This window comes from Candidatus Endoriftia persephonae (assembly GCF_023733635.1).
GTDB classification, from domain to species: Bacteria; Pseudomonadota; Gammaproteobacteria; order Chromatiales; family Chromatiaceae; genus Endoriftia; species Endoriftia persephonae.
The window spans coordinates 712637-731001 of record NZ_CP090569.1; the positions used below are offsets into that span (position 1 = coordinate 712637).

General features: G+C 59.6%; 16 protein-coding genes. 9 read left to right on the top strand and 7 right to left on the bottom strand.

Annotated features, from left to right (window positions below):
* The first annotated feature begins 3 nt into the window (after nucleotides 1-3).
* Genes L0Y14_RS03310 through L0Y14_RS03330 form a run of 5 tightly spaced genes read left to right on the top strand, consistent with a single transcriptional unit; the run spans nucleotide 4 to nucleotide 3392 of the window.
* Nucleotides 4-471, top strand: a complete 468-nt coding sequence (locus L0Y14_RS03310) for a TlpA disulfide reductase family protein (protein ID WP_006474299.1) — start codon at nucleotides 4-6, stop codon at nucleotides 469-471.
* A 9-nt stretch (nucleotides 472-480) separates the two neighbouring features.
* On the top strand, nucleotides 481-1020 hold the full coding sequence (locus tag L0Y14_RS03315) for a thioredoxin family protein (protein WP_005961635.1): 540 nt from the start codon (nucleotides 481-483) through the stop codon (nucleotides 1018-1020).
* Nucleotides 1017-2333 carry a TolC family protein gene (locus L0Y14_RS03320; RefSeq protein WP_005961637.1) on the top strand — a complete coding sequence of 439 codons (1317 nt, stop codon included), beginning with the start codon at nucleotides 1017-1019 and terminating at the stop codon, nucleotides 2331-2333. The genes L0Y14_RS03315 and L0Y14_RS03320 overlap by 4 nt, the downstream gene beginning before the upstream one ends.
* Nucleotides 2330-3106 (top strand): efflux RND transporter periplasmic adaptor subunit, encoded by a 777-nt coding sequence (locus L0Y14_RS03325; protein WP_005961639.1) that lies wholly within the window; start codon nucleotides 2330-2332, stop codon nucleotides 3104-3106. Before L0Y14_RS03320 ends, L0Y14_RS03325 begins: the two co-directional genes overlap by 4 nt.
* Complete coding sequence (locus L0Y14_RS03330) at nucleotides 3096-3392, top strand: acylphosphatase (protein WP_006474297.1); 297 nt, start codon at nucleotides 3096-3098, stop codon at nucleotides 3390-3392. The genes L0Y14_RS03325 and L0Y14_RS03330 overlap by 11 nt, the downstream gene beginning before the upstream one ends.
* A gap of 32 nt (nucleotides 3393-3424) precedes the next feature.
* On the opposite strand, the gene L0Y14_RS03335 is transcribed toward L0Y14_RS03330, so the two are convergent.
* Nucleotides 3425-3985 carry a hypothetical protein gene (locus L0Y14_RS03335; RefSeq protein ID WP_138921781.1) on the bottom strand — a complete coding sequence of 187 codons (561 nt, stop codon included), beginning with the start codon at nucleotides 3983-3985 and terminating at the stop codon, nucleotides 3425-3427.
* A 426-nt stretch (nucleotides 3986-4411) separates the two neighbouring features.
* Between L0Y14_RS03335 and sfsA the strand changes: the two genes are divergently transcribed.
* Nucleotides 4412-5122 carry a DNA/RNA nuclease SfsA gene (sfsA, locus tag L0Y14_RS03340; RefSeq protein WP_006474296.1) on the top strand — a complete coding sequence of 237 codons (711 nt, stop codon included), beginning with the start codon at nucleotides 4412-4414 and terminating at the stop codon, nucleotides 5120-5122.
* Here sfsA and cpdA read toward each other — a convergent pair.
* A complete protein-coding gene (gene cpdA / locus L0Y14_RS03345) occupies nucleotides 5119-5958 on the bottom strand; it encodes a 3',5'-cyclic-AMP phosphodiesterase (RefSeq protein ID WP_006474295.1) in 840 nt (279 codons plus the stop codon). The two genes, sfsA and cpdA, sit on opposite strands and share 4 nt — an antisense overlap.
* Nucleotides 5959-6517: 559 nt before the next feature.
* Between cpdA and L0Y14_RS03350 the strand changes: the two genes are divergently transcribed.
* Nucleotides 6518-9175, top strand: a complete 2658-nt coding sequence (locus tag L0Y14_RS03350; protein WP_006474294.1) for a response regulator — start codon at nucleotides 6518-6520, stop codon at nucleotides 9173-9175.
* Nucleotides 9176-9314: 139 nt separating this feature from the next.
* Here the strand turns inward: L0Y14_RS03350 and L0Y14_RS03355 are convergent, their stop codons facing one another.
* From L0Y14_RS03355 to fabA, 5 genes are read right to left on the bottom strand one after another with little or no spacing between them, the layout of a single operon-like run.
* Entirely contained in the window at nucleotides 9315-11282 is a 1968-nt protein-coding gene (locus tag L0Y14_RS03355; RefSeq protein ID WP_006474293.1) for a bifunctional aldolase/short-chain dehydrogenase, read from the bottom strand.
* A 52-nt stretch (nucleotides 11283-11334) separates the two neighbouring features.
* Nucleotides 11335-11799, bottom strand: coding sequence for a hypothetical protein (locus tag L0Y14_RS03360; protein WP_005961651.1), 465 nt, complete (start codon nucleotides 11797-11799; stop codon nucleotides 11335-11337).
* A gap of 29 nt (nucleotides 11800-11828) precedes the next feature.
* Nucleotides 11829-13073, bottom strand: a complete 1245-nt coding sequence (locus tag L0Y14_RS03365; protein WP_005961653.1) for a NupC/NupG family nucleoside CNT transporter — start codon at nucleotides 13071-13073, stop codon at nucleotides 11829-11831.
* Between the two features lie 3 nt (nucleotides 13074-13076).
* The gene (locus L0Y14_RS03370) at nucleotides 13077-13565 is read right to left on the bottom strand and encodes a DsrE family protein (protein WP_050799349.1); all 489 of its coding nucleotides are present in this window, start codon (nucleotides 13563-13565) and stop codon (nucleotides 13077-13079) included.
* A 7-nt stretch (nucleotides 13566-13572) separates the two neighbouring features.
* Nucleotides 13573-14088: a 3-hydroxyacyl-[acyl-carrier-protein] dehydratase FabA gene (fabA, locus tag L0Y14_RS03375; RefSeq protein ID WP_005961657.1), complete on the bottom strand. Its 516-nt coding sequence runs from the start codon at nucleotides 14086-14088 to the stop codon at nucleotides 13573-13575.
* An 821-nt stretch (nucleotides 14089-14909) separates the two neighbouring features.
* Here fabA and L0Y14_RS03380 point away from each other — a divergent pair.
* Together L0Y14_RS03380 and L0Y14_RS03385 are read left to right on the top strand one after the other, a co-directional pair.
* Entirely contained in the window at nucleotides 14910-17543 is a 2634-nt protein-coding gene (locus L0Y14_RS03380; protein WP_083825130.1) for a thrombospondin type 3 repeat-containing protein, read from the top strand.
* A gap of 26 nt (nucleotides 17544-17569) precedes the next feature.
* The gene (locus tag L0Y14_RS03385; protein ID WP_240991607.1) at nucleotides 17570-18331 is read left to right on the top strand and encodes a transcriptional regulator; all 762 of its coding nucleotides are present in this window, start codon (nucleotides 17570-17572) and stop codon (nucleotides 18329-18331) included.
* Nucleotides 18332-18365 lie beyond the last annotated feature (34 nt).

Sequence of the window (18365 nt, forward strand, 5' to 3'; positions counted from 1 at the left end):
AAAATGAGTGCAAAGCTCTTCACAACTTTGCTGATTACCGTGCTGTTTACGAATCTCGTTCTGGCAGATGGTGTCGATTTCGAGCTGCCTGGGCTGGATGGCAAGCAGCATCGCCTCTCCGACTACCGCGGCAAATGGGTGCTGGTCAACTACTGGGCGACCTGGTGTCCTCCCTGCCGGGAGGAGTTGCCCGAACTTGAGGTTTTTCACAACAATCACAAGGACAAAGACGCGGTGGTGCTCGGTGTCGATATGGAACGGATCGACAAGAAGCGTCTGCGACGTTTTGTTGATGACCAATTTCTGAGTTATCCGATCCTGATGCAGAAGCCCACACCGCATACGGCTCTGGGTAAGGTGCCGGGGTTGCCTACCTCCTATCTGATCTCCCCTCAGGGCGAGGTGGTGGCGCGTCAGGTCGGGCAGATCTCCGCTTCCGACATCGAGAACTTTATCGACAAAAACAATTGAGGCTGAGCGATGCTGAATCCTCGTCTGCTCTGGTTGCTGTTCTGGCTGTTGATTGCGGCAGACAGCGCCGCCGCTACCCGTGATCCGGGCGAGCACTTTTTCGATCAGTCACTGGGTGATTTCAGCGAAGAGTTGGAGACGGCCCGGGAAGAGGGTAAGAAGGGCATTCTGATCATGTTCGAGATGGACGAGTGCCCCTTCTGCCACCGTATGAAACAGCGGGTACTGAACCAGGCGGCGGTACAGGACTACTTCAAGCAGCACTTTCTGATCTTCAGTGTCGATATCGAAGGCGATGTGGAGATCACTGATTTCAATGGGAAACGGGTCACGGAGAAGGAGTTTGCCTTCAAGCAGTTCCGCGTTCGTGCGACCCCGGTGTTTGGCTTTTTCGACCTCAATGGCAAGCTGATAACGCGCTTCACCGGCGCCAGCAAGGACTCGCAGGAGTTTCTCTGGCTGGGGGAGTTTGTGGTCAGCGGAGCCTATAAAGAGACCAACTTCCCACGCTACAAACGGCAGAAGCGCAAGGAACTCAGAGGACGGTGAGCGGGCGGTGGAATAGAGGCCGGCTGATCGCCGCACTGTTTGTCTTCCTGTGCGCTCCGTTCTCTCAGGCAGCTGAGCCGCTACCCACACCTCTGACACTGCGGCAGGCGCTGCTGCTGGCCGATGGCGAACATCCTCAACTTGAACAGCTGCAGGCGGCTCTGGCGATAGCCGAGGCCGCGTATGCTGGTGCCGAAGCCGATGACGACCTGACTGGCGGGGTAGAGGCGGCCCTGCGGGTCATCGAGCCTTCACCAAATTCCACCAATCAAGAGCACTATGACAGCTGGTTGAAGCTGCGCCTGAGCAAACGGCTCTATGACTTTGGACGAACCGAACAGAGCATCGCAGCGGCTGATGCGGCCCGTGAGGGGCGCGTCTGGGAGCTGCTGGAATTGCGCCAGCAGCGGCGTCTGCAGGTGATGGAGGCTTTTTTTGGGGTGCTGCTGGCTGACCTGAAGTACGCCAGGGAGAATGAGGCAATGTCGATCGCCTTTATCCGTTTTGACCGGGCGCAGAATCGCCAGCAGCTGGGCGAGACCTCCGATCTCGAGGTGCTGCGACTGCAGAGGCTGTTCGAGTTGAGCCGCCGGCGCGTGATCACCAGCCAGAACCGTCAGCGTATCACCCGCTCACAGCTAGCGATCAGTCTGAACCGTCCCGATGATCTGCCAGCAGAGCTGGAGTTTCCAACATTGGCCTTGGGGCGGGAGGCAGGCGAACTGGAGCCGTGGATCGAAAAGGTCTTGCAGGACAACCCAAGCCTGAAGGCAGTGCGCGCTGCGGTGAGTGCAGCAGAGCAGCAGTTGCACGCCGCGCAGGCTGCTGACAATCCGGTGATCCGCGGTGAGCTGGAGGCAGGGGCTTACCAACGGCAGTTGGGGGGGCGAAACGACATGAGTGCTGCGTTGGTGTTTGAGTTACCGCTGTTTAGCGCGTCGCGGGTAGATGCGGAAACGGCGCAGCGGCGGGCCGAGCTGCGCGAACGGCGTGCTGAACTTGCGCTGAAGCAGCTGGAGTTGCGACAGTCGGTGCTGGAGCTGTGGATGGAGCTGCAACAGCTTCAGGCGGAACGGATCGAGCTGGAGGTCACCAGCGACTATCGGGAACTCTACCTTGATCGGGCGCGCGCCCGCTATGAAATGGAGGTCTCCAGCGACTTGGGGGATTCGATGGTGCGGGAGTCGGACATCCGCCTGAAACAGGCGCAGAACGATTTCAATATTGCCCTGACCTGGGCAAAGCTTGATGCGCTGACGGGAGAGCTGCTGACAGATCAGGTGCCGGCCGAAGCGGCTGAGGGGGAGAGATGATGAAAAGGGTTCTGCTGACTGGCTGCCTGTTGTTGCTGGCAAGCAGTATGGTGCTCGCTTCAACCTTTGAGGGAAGGGTGGCGTGGCATAAACGACTCGAACTGAGCAGCCTGGTGAGTGGCCGGATCGCTCGCATCCCCGTGGTTCAGGGAGAGCAGGTGGCCCGTGGCACTCTACTGCTGGAGTTTGAGCAGCGGGCGATCGCGGCCCGCCTTCAGGCGGCCCGGGTCCGGCTGAAATCTGTCAGAGAGACGCGGCAAGAGGCACGCCGGGAGCTGGAACGCTCGCTGGAGCTCTATGAGCGCACCCTGCTCTCCGATCACGAAAAACAGCTGGATGAGATCGCCTTTGCCAAGGCTGAAGCCGCCTTCGCTCAGGCAGAGGCGGAGTTGGCGCAGGCTGAACTGGAGCAGGATTACAGTCGGCTGAAAGCGCCCTTTGATGCCCTGATTGTCGAGTTGCTGGTGCAGCCTGGGCAACTGGTAGTCAATCGCTTGGACACTGTGCCGTTGCTGGTGCTGGCTGCCAGCGGAGAGATGCAGGCAGTACTGCAGCTCGATCTGGAGCAGCTGCATGGCCTGCAGGTGGGAACGAGGGCCCGGGTGGTGGCTGCTCAGGGTGAGTATCCTGGTCGCATCGTTCGGATCGGCCTGGAACCGGTGAAAGGAGCGGGTGGTGAGCCGAAATATCCAGTGGAGGTGGTGTTCGGGTTGCCTGAAAAGGGAGGGCTGCGTGCCGGTATGCCAGTCAGAGTGATCTTCGATGAAAACTAGCGTCAATGAAAAGGGTAGGGTCGTCTGCTGCCGCTGTTATGTCTCCGGCCGGGTGCAGGGGGTGTTTTTCCGAGCTACGAGCCGCCGCGAGGCGGAGCGGCTGGGGCTGACCGGCTATGCCAAAAATCTGCTGGATGGGCGTGTCGAGGTGGTGGCCTGTGGCGATGCCGCGGCGGTTGAGGCGTTGCGGGAATGGCTGCATCAGGGGCCACCCAGTGCCCAGGTCACTGCGGTGGTGTGTGAGACCCTGTTCGGCGAGGAGTACCGAGGTTTTTCTATCGGCTAGCGGCCTCTCGATCTAAGACGCCGGCTCCGCCACTACTGTGCGGAGACTGTCCCATCGTCGGCTCTCGGCGGCGTTTCGAGGGGCCGGAATTTGGCAGGTTGACCGTTGACCATTGGAATCGATTCCATGCCGAATTGTCCAGGTATCTGCGGGTCTTGAGAGTAGCGGCCAATCGATGCGCTGGTAGAGGCAGGTTGTGCCTGAGTGAGTGGGCGCCAAGTGGGACTCGTTTGAGTCTGGTGAACGGGCGCTGGTGGTGTGTTGATGTTGGCGCTGGTGTCGTATTGGTTACTGCCGGGTTGTTGAGATAGTGCCTGACCCTGCTGGCTGTAGTCTTGGGGAGATGGATAGGTTGGCTGGGTGTACTGGGAAGGCGAGGTGTAACCGTAGCTCGATGCACTCCCATAGTCTTGCGGGTTGCTGTATCCAGGGGTATCGCCATATCCGTAGCCTAAAAACGGTGCTTGATAAGTCGGGGTGGTGCCGTAATTATTCCCACGATCGTATTGTGCGGGTGGTGCGTAGTAGCGATCGTTACGGCCGTAATCATCGCGCTGATTTGATGAACCGAACATGCGGTTCATCATATTCATCGGATTGATATGGATCCCTCTATCATCCTGGTTTGCAGAGCCATAATCGGAGCGCGGTGCGACGTAACCTGGGTTGCCGTAGAGAGACTGGGGTTGCCCACCGATCGGTTGCTGATAACTGTTGTAGGGGGCGTTGCTGGCGCCGGGAGCACTGTAGTATCCGCCTGGTGGAGTGTAATTAATCGTCTGCTATCGCAGAGTTGAGGCCGATCAGGCCGCAGCAGGCGGACAACAACAGCGTTTGTTTCATCTTCTACTCCTTGTAAAACCATTGAGCGGGTTGTTCTCAGGCTAGGCTTACTATAAGCGCCAGTTGTGGGTGGTGCAAAGTCACTGCAGGGCTGTTTAGGCCGTTTAGGCAAGCCGCAGAATGTATCGGCAGGGTCCTCCTGTCGGTTTAAAAAATAGATCTGAAATGGAGTCGTGATGGAGTTGCCGCCACTGGTATCTGGGCGCATTGAGAAGCGTTACAAACGGTTTCTGGCCGACGTGGAGTTGGAGGATGGTCGGCAGGTAATCGCACACTGCCCCAATACCGGTAGCATGCTGGGGTGTTGGCGGCCAGGTGCTGCAGTGCAGTTGAGCCATAGTGACAACCCGCGGCGCAAACTGGAGTGGACCCTGGAGCGGGTCGAGATGGGGGGTGGCTGGATCGGTGTGCATACCGGGCGGACCAATCCGGTGATTGAGGAGGCGGTCAGGGCCGGTCTGATCGACTCCCTTGCCGGTTACGCAAGAGTGGAGCGGGAGCGTGTTTTCGAGGTTCCAGGAGAGCCCCGCTCCCGTTTCGATTTATTCCTCGCGCAGGGTCCGCGGGCGGATGCCTGGGTTGAGGTGAAGAATGTCACCCTGTTGGAGGGGGCGTCGCTTCTGTTTCCGGATGCAGTGACCGAGCGTGGCCGAAAACACCTGCGGATGCTGGCAGAGGCCTGTCGGCGGGGATACCGTGGCGTCATGGTGTATGCCATCAACCGGCCGGAAGGGACCGTTTTTTCACCCGCCGAGCAGATCGATCCGAACTATGCAGAAACCCTGCGCAGAGTGGTTGCTGAGGCTGGGGTAGAGTTGGTTGCGGTACGTATCGCACATGGAGTGCAGAGCATGTCTGTGGCAGAGGCCGTGCCGATCGTCCTTTAGTAGCCGCCGGAACTGAGGTCGAGGCCAAGCGGCAAGGCCTGGAGTAGTCGGACCTCGGTGCGGATTTCGCCGCTCTCCAGCAGCACCATGGCCCGATAGCCTGGAGGCTTGCTGTCAATGCCAAACTTGTCTTGACCAGCGATGAACTGGATGCAGGTGGAGGGGGTGCCAATGAGCCGTATACCGCGATGTTTCGTATCAAACTCCTGATGGATGTGGCCAAACAGTACGGCGCGGACCTGTGAATGTTGCTCCAGCAGATGGAAAAGCGGCTCCGGGTTGACCAGCGCCATGGTATCCATCCAGGCACTGCCTACTGGCACCGGATGGTGGTGCATGGTGATCAAGGTGTGGTGTTTGGGATGGCGGTTGAGGGTCTCACTCAGCAGTTCAAGTTGGGCATCGTCCAGGTGTCCGCCTGGTTTGCCCGGGATGGTGGAGTCGAGAAAGATGATCGACCAGTTCCCACGCTGGAGGCTGGGCAGGCAGTAGAGAGGAGGCCTGTTCAGGTGTTCCTGCATCACCTTCGGAACGTCATGATTGCCCGGTAGACAGTAGACCGGGCAGCCAAAGGCCGACAGGCGCTCTGCGATGCGCTGATAGCCGGCTGCCGAGGCATCGTGAACCAAGTCTCCGGTGGCCAGCAGCAGATCGGGCGTGCTGAGCTGCTGCCGTGCAAGTGCGATGACCTGGTCGAGGCTGTCTTGCGTGTTGATACCAACCAAGCATCGATCCTGATCTGCATAAATATGGCTGTCACTCAGCTGGAGTAGCGTGATTGCGCCATCGGGCAGGTCGTCGAACAGCTTGCTATCATTCGTGGGCTCGGTACCCATAGCTATCAGTTTTTTGTCCCCCGCAAGAGCGTCTGCTGGTTTTGTTTTAGACGCTTGTTCAGCAAAATATGAATTATAGTAGTCTAAAAAAACTTTGCGAAACAACGTAGTTAAACGCGAAATGAAGATTCCATGTAGTAAATTCTGTTTTTCAAGTGGATCGCTACAAAGTCTGTGATCATAGTGGCAGTTTGCCATTTTTTCATTTCACTTTGCAGGTCCCATCTGTCCTGTGCCAGAGCCCGACAGCGCTTCTGTGCAACTGTCGGGTAGTCGGGTCGCGCGTCCTGTTGCAACCTAATTTATAGCCCCATCTAACCTTTCCAACTACTAGTCTAACCACGAGCTAAAAAAAGAATCAAAGTCCTAAGTTGCAGTTGTGTGGACTCAGTTGTCCGCTTTATCGATTGGCTTTGCTGTGGAGCGATAACATAATTGAGCCTCTGGATTCCCACTAGAGGGTGTTGTGAAGATCAGAGCAGGTCGATGTTGTGTGGCGGGTCTGCTGTGTTGAAATCGATCGGGTATTTTTAGGGATTGGTTGGGTTGGAGGATGGAAATGGAAGCAGATCAACGGCAGGATGCGGTGTCTCAGAGCCTGAAGGCGCGAATCGTCAGGGAGCAGGAGCGGGTGTTGTTCGCCTTCGGGCCCTACGCCAATCTCACGATCGCGCTCGCCGGTCTGGTGTTGGTCGGGGTGCTTTGGGTGGTAATGCCCGGCCAGGCCATTTGGCTCTGGTATGGCACCTTGCTTGCCACCATTGCCGCCCGCCTGGCTGTGATCCTGCTACATCGGCTTGGCGATCAACCCTCAGCACGCCCCGGCAATTGGGTTCGGGCCTACTCATTTGCCTCGATTCTCACCGGCTTTACTTGGGGCGGGCTGTTTCTGCTGCCCTTTCCTCCCCTGACAGAACATCCGGCGTTGCTCTACAGCATCCTGCTGGGAACTGGTGTTGTCTCCGCCGGGGTGCACGTGTTGTCGATACACCTGTTTACCGCGCTGCTCTATCTCAACCCGTTGATCATCGCGGTGGTCTGGAAACTTGGCACTCTGGGCGAGAGCATCGACGGCTTGATCTTTGTGATGCTGTTGCTGTATGCCATCTTCATCAATGGTGTGGCATTGCGGGAGAATCGCACCTCACTTCAGAATCTCCGTTTGCAGTACCAGAACGATCGCCTGATCGATGGCCTGAAGCAGGCGAAAGCGGTGGCGGAGGCTGCCAGTCAGGCAAAGTCGGCCTTCCTTGCCTCGATGAGCCATGAAATACGGACTCCGATGAACGGCATCATCGGTATGACCGATCTGCTGTTGAGCACCGATCAGGGGGAGCGGCAGCGATACTACACCCAGACGATCAAGCGATCTGCCGACTCCCTGCTCGGCATCATCAACGACATCCTCAACTTTTCCAAGATCGAGGCGGGCAAGCTGGAGTTGACCCAGCGCGACTTCAATCTGCTGGAGCTGTTTGAGGAGACCGGTGAACTGCTCGCTGGACAGGCCCAATGCAAAGGGCTGGAATTGGTGGTGCTGGCCGATCCGGCGCTGGCGGTGATGGTGCATGGCGACGACAATCGGCTGCGTCAGGTGTTGATCAACCTGCTGGCCAACGCGATCAAATTCACCGAGCATGGTGAAGTGCTGCTGCGCGCCACAATGGGCAAGGGGAGTGCATCAGATGTTGCTGTGCGGGTGGAGGTCTTCGATACCGGCATCGGCATGAGCCAGGAGGAGCAGACTCAGATCTTCGGTGCATTCTCCCAGGCTGATGGCTCGACCCAGCGGCGCTTCGGCGGGACTGGGCTGGGGCTCTCCATCTCCGATCAGCTGATGCGTATGATGGGCAGCCGGATCGATGTGGAGAGCGCACCGGGACAGGGTTCGCGATTCTGGTTCGATCTCCGCCTGCCGCTCAGCAGCGGTGAGATGAGCAGCGCCCCGCAGCCCCTCGAACTGCTTCGCGACAAGCGCATCCTGCTAGTGTGCGACAATGAAACTGCCTGCGCTGCGTTCACCGACAAGCTCCAGCTGGCCGGCATGCAGCGTGAAACTCTGGTCCGGGCCGAACAGATGATGCCACTGTTGCAGCGCAGCGTTGAGTGTGGCGAAGGGTTCGACTTTATTCTGATCAACAAGGGGCTGGATGGCAGCGTAGGGCTCAATCTTATTCATCAGATCCAGCATGAGTTTGGCGATCAGCTGCCCAACCGTCTGCTGCTGGTGGGTATTGAGCCGAGCAGCCAGGTACGGGAGGCGGTGAGCCGGGGGGATTGTGAACTGCTCAACAAGCCGGTGCGTACCCAGACCTTGTTTAATACCATGCAGCGGATGCTCGATCCGGAGGTTGAGATCGCACCAGAAAAGAGCTGGAGGCATCAAGAGGAGGAGCCGCAGTATAAACCGCAGAGGTTTGAAGGGGTCCGGGTGCTGCTGGCGGAGGATAATCCGATTAATCGGGACCTCGCCCTGATCATGCTGAAAGAGCATCTGGGTTGCCAGGTGGAGCTTGCCGTGAATGGGCAGGAAGCGGTGGATGCCGCCAGTGCGGTTAAATACGATCTGATCCTGATGGACTGCCACATGCCAGAGCTGGATGGCTTTGGCGCAGCGCAGGAGATACGCCGGCGTGAGCGGCAGTTGGCAGTGAACCGCCCGGTGACGATCATCGCGCTGACCGCTGATGTGCAGGCGGGGGTCAAACAGAAGTGTAATACGGCGGGCATGGACGGATATCTCAGCAAGCCTTTCTCCCTGCAGCAGCTGGCTATCGTGATGCAACACTGGGTGACTCCCGTTGGAGGGAAGCTAAAGGCGGAAGCTGCAGAGTCGCCTGCGGCGATGAAAGAGGAGCTGATCCTTGACCGCCGGATGCTGAATAAGATCCACACGATGGGTGGTGTCGACAGCAGTGACCTTCTGGAGGAGATGATCCGCTTCTATCTGGAGAGCAGTCCGCAGCAGATTAGTCAGATACTGGATGCTGCGGGTGAGCAGGACCAGCAGTTGTTTGCCGAGACCAGCCACCAGCTGATCTCCAGCAGCGCTACCCTGGGCGCCTCCCGGCTCGCCTCAGCCTGCCGGGAGGCAGAGCAGAAAGCCCGCAGCGATGGGGGGCATGATCTGCTGCCGCTAGCCCAGCAGATTGAGCTCGAGTACCAGCTGGTCAGCGAAGAGCTGGGCAACGAACTGCAGCAGTTGCGGGACAGCTAATAAAAGGGTCACTGGATAGCCGACATGCCCAAGCAAGGAACACAGTGAATACCTCCATGTATGCTTGAAGGCGGCATCTCTGCCACCAACACCCTCGCTTGGATATGTCGGCTATCCATCGGTCTCGCCTCTCTCCCCCTCACACCACCCGGTCGTTGCCGCCATCCACCGGGATCTGCGCGGCGGTAGTCTTGGCAAACAGCTCTCCACAAAGCTCTGCCGCCAGCTCCGCCACATCCCGGCTGGTTACCTCGGTCTTCAGCAGATTACGCGTCTTGTACTCCGCCACGCTCATGCCGTAGTGATCGGCCCGCGCCTGCAGTACCTGATCGCTCCAGATGCCGGTGTCGAATACCGCGTCCGGGTGCAGGCTGTTGATGCGGATGCCGTCGGCCGCCCACTCCAGCGCGACGATCCGTGCCAGTTGGTTGAGCGCCGCCTTGGAGGCGGAGTAGGCCGCTGCACCTGCCCCGGGGGCCGGCACGTTCTTTGAACCGATCACCACCACCCGGCCATGCCGCGGTGCCTGCAGCAGCAGCGAATGGCACTCCCGCAGCAGGCTCAGATTGGCGTCCAGGTTGACCTGCATCACCTTGCGCCACTGTTCATCCGTCAGCTCTGCCACCGGACAGCCGCCGGGGAAGATGCCGGCGTTGAGGATCAGCATATCGAGGCCGCCGAAGGCGAGCAGGGTCTGCTCAAGCGCGTCTTTGAGCGCGTTGCTGTCGGTTACATCACAGCGGATGCCGAGGAACTCGGCCCGATCGTAGAGCCCTGTGATCTCGGGATTGAGATCGAGCCCCACCACTGCCGCACCGCGTGCCAGTAGCGACTCGACACAGGCCTTGCCGATGCCGGAGGCGGCACCGGTGACCAGTGCAATCTCCCCTTGGAAGGGCGGCGGAGTGCCGCCGGTGCGCAGCTTCGCCTGCTCCAGCTCCCAATACTCCACATCGAAGATATCGCTGGCCGGCAGGGCGCGCCAGCCGCCAAGTTGCTCGGCACGCTGGATGATCTGCATGGTGTGGTGGTAGATGTCGGCGACAATGCCAGCTTCCTTGGCACTCTTGCCGACGCTCAACATGCCGAGCTGCGGATCGAGCACCACCCGCGGTGCCGGATCAAGTATCTGCACCGGATTGCGCGCCTGGGGTGATTGTTGTTCGAAATAGTCGCGGTAGGCCTTGGCGTAAGCCGCTACATCGCTGCCCAGCATCGGTAGCCGCTTAGTGCGGATCACATGGTCTGGGGTGGCGGGTCCCTGTTGGGAGATGGTGGCGAGATTGTCGCGGCCGCAGAAGGACATGGCTTCAGGTGAACGATGGCTCTGCAGGAGCATTGGCTGGCCCGCGGCCTCTGATAATGATTGGCGCAAAGCTGACAGGGTGCTGGTGTCTGGCGGGGGAGGGGACAGTGCTTCCGGCAGCTGCCAGGCCCCCTGGGCCTGTAGGTATGCTTCCGCTCGCTGTACCAGGGTGATCATCCGTTCATAGGATTCTTTGGCGCTCTCGCCGAAGGAGAAGAGGCCGTGGTTCATCAGCACCATGCCGATGGTGTTGGGGTTGACCTGTTTGGGAAACGCCTTGGCCACCAGCCGTGCCAGATCGAAGCCCGGCATCACATAAGGGATGATCACCAGTTCGTCGCCATAGATCTCGCGGATGCGCGCCTCACCATCCTTGGTATTGGTGATGGTGATGATGGCGTCGGCGTGGGTGTGGTCGACGAACTTGTAGGGCAGGGTGGCGTGTAGGATCGCCTCCACCGAGGCGGTAGGAGCGCTGGCGAGAGTCTGGTGGGTCTTCAGCTGATTTACCATCTCTAGATCGGAGAGGGATTCCAGTTCAGCCAACCTCAGCAGGTGTGCCATCCGTACCGGAGTGTAGCCCGCTGCCTCGATGGTCGCCAGATCCCAGCCGCTGCCCTTGACGTAGAGGATCTCCTCCGCCTCGCCGAACAGGTCAGGTTGGCGGATCTTCACCGAGGTGTTACCGCCGCCGTGCAGTACCAGTGAGGGATCCTGGCCGAGCAGGCGTGAGCTGTAGACCCGTAGTTGCAGGTCGTCGGTGAATCGGGCGGCTTCGGTGTCGTTCCAACGGTTTTTCATGGCACTACTCTCTCAGTTGTTCTGCTGTGTGGCTGTCAGCCGGGCGTTTTGCCTATCGCTGTTCCACCTCGAAGCGGTAGGCGGCGTGACAGGCGACGCAGTTCTGCATCAGCTCAGCGAGCTGGGTGAGGCTGTGGCCTGGATCCCCTAGCTGCTCCGCATCCAGCGCCAGTTGGTCAAACCGAGTATGGGTGTCGAAGCCGAGTTTTTTGAACTCCAGGGGCAGCTTTCCCATCAGTGTGCCGGGCACCCCCTGCTGGGCGGCGAGGCCCACCTGGCGGGCGCTGGCGGCGACCCTTGCCATCTCTTCATTGGCGGTTCCGGTGGTGATCTGCTGGACACTGGCGAGAAAGGCGCGCATCTCGGAGAGCACCAGATCCCGCTCGCCGGTGCTCAGCTGGATTGCAACCCGGCCATCGCTTGCCGGTACGGTGCTGCCCTGGATGAGAAATTTGTAGGCGCCGGCGGCGATTAGCAGCAATAGGATTGTGACCAGACTCCAACACTTCTTACACATATTTTATTCCTTATAGGGTGGTTTTTAGATTAGAGGATTAATCCCACCACGGTACCGGTGAGGCAGGTGGCCAGGGTGCCAGAGAGTAGCGAGCGCATCCCCAAGGCGACGATCTCGTTGCGCCGTTCGGGGGCCATCGCGCCCATGCCGCCAAGCATGATGCCGAGGCTGCCGAAATTGGCGAAGCCACACAGGGCATAGGTCATGATCAGCCGGCTGCGCTCGGAAAGGGTCCCCTCCGGCAGCTGGCTCATCTGCAGGTAGGCGAGAAACTCGTTCAGCACCGTCTTGGTGCCCATCAGCGCGCCAGCGGCCGGGGCCTCGGGCCAGGGGATGCCCATGCTCCAGACAATCGGCGCCATCAGCCAGCCGAGTAGCCGCTCCAGGGTGAGCGGTGAGCCAGCTATCTCAGGCAGCAGGCTGAGGGTTTGGTTGAGCAGGCTGACCAGGGCCACCAGCACCACCAGCAGGGCGATGATGTGGGCCAGCAGGTGCAGGCCGTCGATGGTGCCTTTGGTAACGGCGTCCATGCTGCTCTCCGCCTGCTGTGGCAGTACCAGTTGACCGGCGGTGCTTTCGCCGGTCTCCGGCACCATCAGCCGTGCCACCATGATCGCGGCGGGGGCGGAGATGATCGAGGCGGTGAGGATGTGGCCCATCGCGTCGGGCAACACCGGACCGAGGATCGCGGCATAGAGCACCATCACGGTGCCGGCGATGGTGGCCATGCCGAGGGTCATCAGGGAGAAGAGCTCGCTACGGGTCATCTGATTGAGGTAGGGGCGCACCAGTAGCGGAGCCTCGACCATGCCAACAAAGATATTGGCGGCGGCGCCCAGCCCCAGCGCACCGCCGATGTTGAGGCTCCGCTGCAACAGCCAGGAGAAACCGCGCACTAGCAGCGGCAGCAGCCGCCAGTAGAAGAGCAGGGCGGACAGCGCACTCATCACCAGAATCAGCGGCAGTGCCTTGAAGGCGAGAATGAAACTGGACCCCGGGGTGCTCTCGCTGAACGGCAGATCGGCGCCGCCCAGGTAGCCAAACACGAATGAGGTGCCAGCCTCGGTGGCGGTCTGTAACGCTAGGATGGCGTGGTTGAGACTGAGGAACAGCGTCTTGAAGAGCGGCAGCTTGAGCAGCAGCAGGGCCAGTAGCAGCTGCAGGCCAAGACCGGTGGCGATCAGTCGGAGATCGGCCTGGCGGCGATCCTCGCTGAACAGCCAGGCCAGCGCGGTGAGCAGGATCAGGCCAAGCAGGCTCTGCGTGCTCTCCACTCTCTAGCGCTCTATGCGGATCAGGATGTAACCCAGCTCCTGATACTGGCGGATCTGCACCGGACCTACCGGGGCGACATCCACATAGTCGGGGAAGTCCGACTCATCGGCGTTGTACCAGCTGGCGTGGGTGCCGCAGACATGCAGATCGACATCCTGCTGCTGGGTGAGGGACTGTACCGCGTCATGCACCGGTCTGAACGCCTCACGATGTTCAGTTTTCAGGGCGAACATCTCGACTCCGTGGGTGACTACGGCGACGGGCAGCCCGGGGAAGCGTTGGCGCAGTCGCTCGATCTGTTTCACGGTTTTGGGGATCGCCCAGCCCAGGTCGTCGTCATCGTCCTCAGCGATCTCGAAGACAACTCCCTCCGGTGCCTCGTCGAGGGCGAGGATCTGCTCGATACCTGAGGCCGCCTGAGTAGTGGCGCCGACCAGCAGCATCAGGGAGATGAGAAGGCTGGTTAGCCAATCTCCAGGGTGCCGCTGCATAGTCGGTTTAGAAGTTGTCGGTGGAGATGAATAGGCCGACCCGCAGATCCTTGGCGACGTAGATCTCACGGCCATCTACCTTCATCACGCCATCACCGACACCGAGTACCAGTTTGCGGCTGATGACTCGCTTCATATCGATGTGATAGGTCACCTTGCTGGCTTTTGGCAGCACCTGGCCGGTGAACTTGACCTCGCCCACTCCCAGCGCGCGACCGTGGCCGGGGTTGCCGACCCACGCCAGGAAGAAGCCCACCAGCTGCCACATTGCGTCGAGGCCCAGACAGCCAGGCATGACCGGGTCGCCGGGGAAGTGGCAGTCGAAGAACCAGAGGTCAGGGTTGATATCCAGTTCGGCGTGGATCTCCCCCTTGCCATACGCGCCGCCCTCGTCGGAGATCTTGATGATGCGGTCCATCATCAACATGTTCGGCGTGGGCAGTTGTGCGTTGCCCGGGCCGAACATCTCACCGCGTCCGCATGCCAACAGCTCTTCGCGGCTGAAGGAGGATTGTTTGGTCATTTTTTACCTCTTTAAGAGTGGCTGGTGACGCCGGCAGGGATGGCTGCCGCTGAAAACGGCGTAGTTTCGTGGTTTTGAGGCGCAGATGTCAAATTCCCTGCCACCAATCGGTTGCCTTTCGCTGGTGAGAGTTTTGGCTGGCGTTCGTTTGAAAAAGTCTGCGGTGGAGTGGTGGTGAACCCCTTTCCCGGGGTTCTAAACTTACCGCGATGGATGCCGACCCGAAGAATACAGGCGAAACATCTTGAGGTACGTCTCAAGGGTTTCTTCGGGGCGGTAACCGATCTCAGGAGCGGCAGCTCGAAAGCGTTGTGGTTTACATAAGTGAGCGGGTTCGCAGTTCTTGAGATCGGTGTTTGTTTGCACGAACTTCTTTTCAGGTTGTAAGTCAGACAAGGTGTTAAAAAGGGCATCAGGACCTAATGCCCAGCATGGTTGGCAATAGGTTGGAAGGTGGCACCCCAGCGGATGACGGGGGCCGCCTTCCGTTTTTTTGGCAATCCAGTCCCGTAAAGGTGTCCGTTGAATGATTGTCTGACCTTGCAGGAAAGGCCAGTCATCCGGCCTTAGCCAATGTCGATCGACAGCCTTTCCCTATTGCTCTCTGCCTGGAGCCCCTCTAAAAAATCAATCTCCTGCACGCATTTATTTCCCCTGTTTGCAATTTAGTGCGCCTGTATAGCTACAAAGCGTGCGCTCTTCACCTTTTTAGTCATTCCTGTTGAGCCGGTCTGCGGATTTGATCAAATATCTGGCACTCCTGCTTCTATGGCAGGTGAGCAGGGTGTCTCTTTATTAGCAACAAACAACAAGGAATCCGCATGAGATCGCACTCTCCCGGCAATCAGAATCGCCCCAAATTCCGTGTCTCCGTGCTGGCCGTTGCAGTTGCGGCCACCTTGGCCGGCTGCGAGCTTGGTGGTATCGACGATGTGGGCAGCAGCTCCGGCACAGGCAGCGACAGTGCACGGAGTATTGGTGGTGGTGGCGTTAAAGGGCCGCTGGCTGATGCAGTGGTTAAGGTCTACCAGGTCGATTACAGCGCCGCCGGCTTCAAGGGGGCGCTGCTGGCTACCGGCAGCACCGATGCGGCTGCGGCGATCCAGGGGCTGAGCTTGCCGGTCCCGCTCAATCCGCCCTATGTCATGGAGTTCACCAGCGACGCTAACACCACCGATATCACTACCGGTGCCGCGCCGGTGATTTCCACCATGCGTACCGTGATCACCCAGGCGTTGCTCGACAGCGGTGAGCAGATCTACGCCACCCCGTTGACCACCATGGCCACCGATCTGGCGATCAAAAATGCCGACAGCGCTGCGCCCTATAGCGGTAATGGCGACGGTGCAGTGACGCAGGCGGAGTTTCTCGCTGCGCTGCCGGTGGCCGCCTCCCAGGTGACCTCTACACTCGGTTTTGGTGTCGATAGCAGCATCGACATTTTCGACACTCCGCCGCTGATCAACGACACCACGGATAGTGCCGAAGAGCAGCGTGCCACCGCCACCTATCGCACCGCGGTGGAGGCGTTGACCGCAGTGGTCTACGAGATGGAGCAGCATTCCACCGGCAACTCCAATGCGGTGTTGAGTGAGCTGGCCAATGACCTGGCGGATGGCGCCATCGACGGCAGCGTCGACGGTAAACCCAGCAGTGTCATTGAAAATTCAGCCCTCGACGTGCTGGACCAGGATCCCGCCTCGCTGCCGATCCCAGGTGACCCGCAGAACCGTACCGTGGGTGATGTAGAGCAGGTGCTGACCGATGAGAAGAACACCACTGGCTCCACTACCAATACCGATGATCTGAGCAATGGCGCCATCGCCGTCACCCCGGAGCCGGCGCAGACCGATCCCGATCTGGATAACGACGGCACCCTGAATGCAGACGATGCCTTCCCCACCGACCCGGCAGAACAGACCGACACCGATGGCGATGGTGTTGGCAACAATGCCGACGGTGATGATGATAACGATGGCGTTTCCGACGCCAGCGACGCCTTCCCGCTTGACCCGAATGAGTCTCTCGACCGTGACGGTGACGGCATCGGTAATAACGCCGATGACGATGATGATGGGGACGGTGTGTTGGATGTGGACGATGACTTCCCGCTCAATCCCGACGCCTCTAGTGCCAGCGACGCGGACGGCGATGGCTGGCCGGCAGGACAAGATCCCGACGACCAGGATGCCGCCAACCCGGGCAGCCCGTTTGTCGACACTGACGGTGATGGCATCGGCAACGACACCGATGCGGATGACGACAATGATGGCGTACAGGATAGCAGTGACGCCTTCCCGACCGATGCTGCCGAGCATACCGATACCGATGGCGACGGCATCGGTAACAATGCCGACACGGACGATGACGGTGACGGCACCGCGGACAGCGCCGATCCCTTCCCGCTGGATGCCTCAGAGCACCGTGACACCGACGGCGACGGCATCGGTGACTCTCGCGATAGCGATGACGACAACGACGGCATCAGCGATAGCCAGGAGATCGCCAATGGCACCGACCCGCTGAAGCGGGACAGCGACGGCGATGGCCGCTTCGACGGCTCAGACGCCTTCCCCATGGATGCCAGTGAAGACACCGACAGTGACGGTGACGGCATCGGCAACAACGCCGACAGCGATGACGACGGGGACTCAGTGAGTGACGCCGATGAGCGCAGCAACGGCACCAAGCCGCTGGTGGCCGATACCGATGGGGATGGGGTTGATGACGGCCATGACGCCTTCGCCCTCGACCCCGCTGAGTCGGTGGATACGGATGGCGATGGCATCGGCAACAATGCCGACACGGATGATGATGATGACGGCACCGATGACGTCCACGACGCCTTTCCCCTTGATCCCGGCGAGAGCCTCGATACCGATGGCGACAGCATCGGCAACAACGCCGATAGCGATGACGACGGCGACGGCTTCGCAGATGCCAACGACGCCTTCCCGCTCGATGCCGGTGAACACCTCGATACCGATGGTGACGGCATCGGTGACAACGCCGACAGCGATGATGATGGCGACGGCCTGAGTGATAGCGCCGAGAGCAGCGCCGGGACCAATCCGTTATTGAGCGATAGCGATGGTGATGGGGCAGATGACGGAGCTGACGCCTTCCCTCTGGATGGTACCGAGAGCCTGGATACCGACGGCGACGGCATTGGCAACAATGCCGACACGGATGATGATGGTGACGGCACCGATGACGCCCACGACGCCTTTCCCCTCGATGCGGGAGAGACCAGGGACACCGATGGTGACGGGATCGGCGATAACGCCGACAGCGACGATGACGGTGATGGCGTCGATGACGCGCATGACAACTGTCCGTTGCACGCCAACTCGGATCAAGAGGATGGCGACGGCGATGGTGAGGGCAACATCTGCGATGGCGGCCCGGCAACCTGGGGCGGTTTCAACTGGAACGACGGAAGCACATGGCAATGAGAATGATGAAACTTGAGGACAAAACAATGGCAAGAAAAATCAGACTGGCAGCACTTTCTCTGGCCATGAGTGGGATGCTGGCAACCTCGGCAATCGCCTCTGAGGTGACGATTCCGAACACCTTTAGCGCCGGTTCTCCCGCCGTGGCGAGCGAGGTGAATGCCAACTTCAGCGCGGTGAAGACAGCGGTGGATGACAACAACCGCCGCGCCGACGAGCTGGAGGCGCTGGCGAATAAGCTTGATAGTGACATGACAGCGGCGCTCACGGAGGCCAACAACCGCCTCAGCGCACTGGAGTCCCAGCTCGCCCAGATAGTGGGTGGCAGTGGCGCTGCCCTGACCCAAGCGAGCCTGACCGGTGTCTATAAATTTATCTATATGGATGTCGAGATGATCGGCAATCTGGATAACTACTCGGAACAGGGCGCCTCGATTGGCAAGGGCGATATCACCTTCGACGGAGCGGGTGGCTTCACCGTGGTCGATACCAGTGACAAACATGTCTCACAGGGGGTGAGGGCGGGCACCGATCCGCTCAACAGCGGCATCATGTTCACTACCACACAGACCGTGGACAGCACTCTGGAGAGCGCTTCTGGCACCTATACAGTCAGCCCGGACGGCAAGGTGACCCTGACCTTCGCCGACGACGGCTCACAGCTGGACATCCACATGGCGCCTGGGTTGATCATGGGGACCGGCGGTATGGCTGAGACGGAGAGTCTGAATGGCGGTGGCGACCGCACCGCAGGCTCACTGGTGGTGGTGGTGAAGAAGTCGAACTGACTGCGATTTCAAAATTGAGTGACAGACCCCGGCG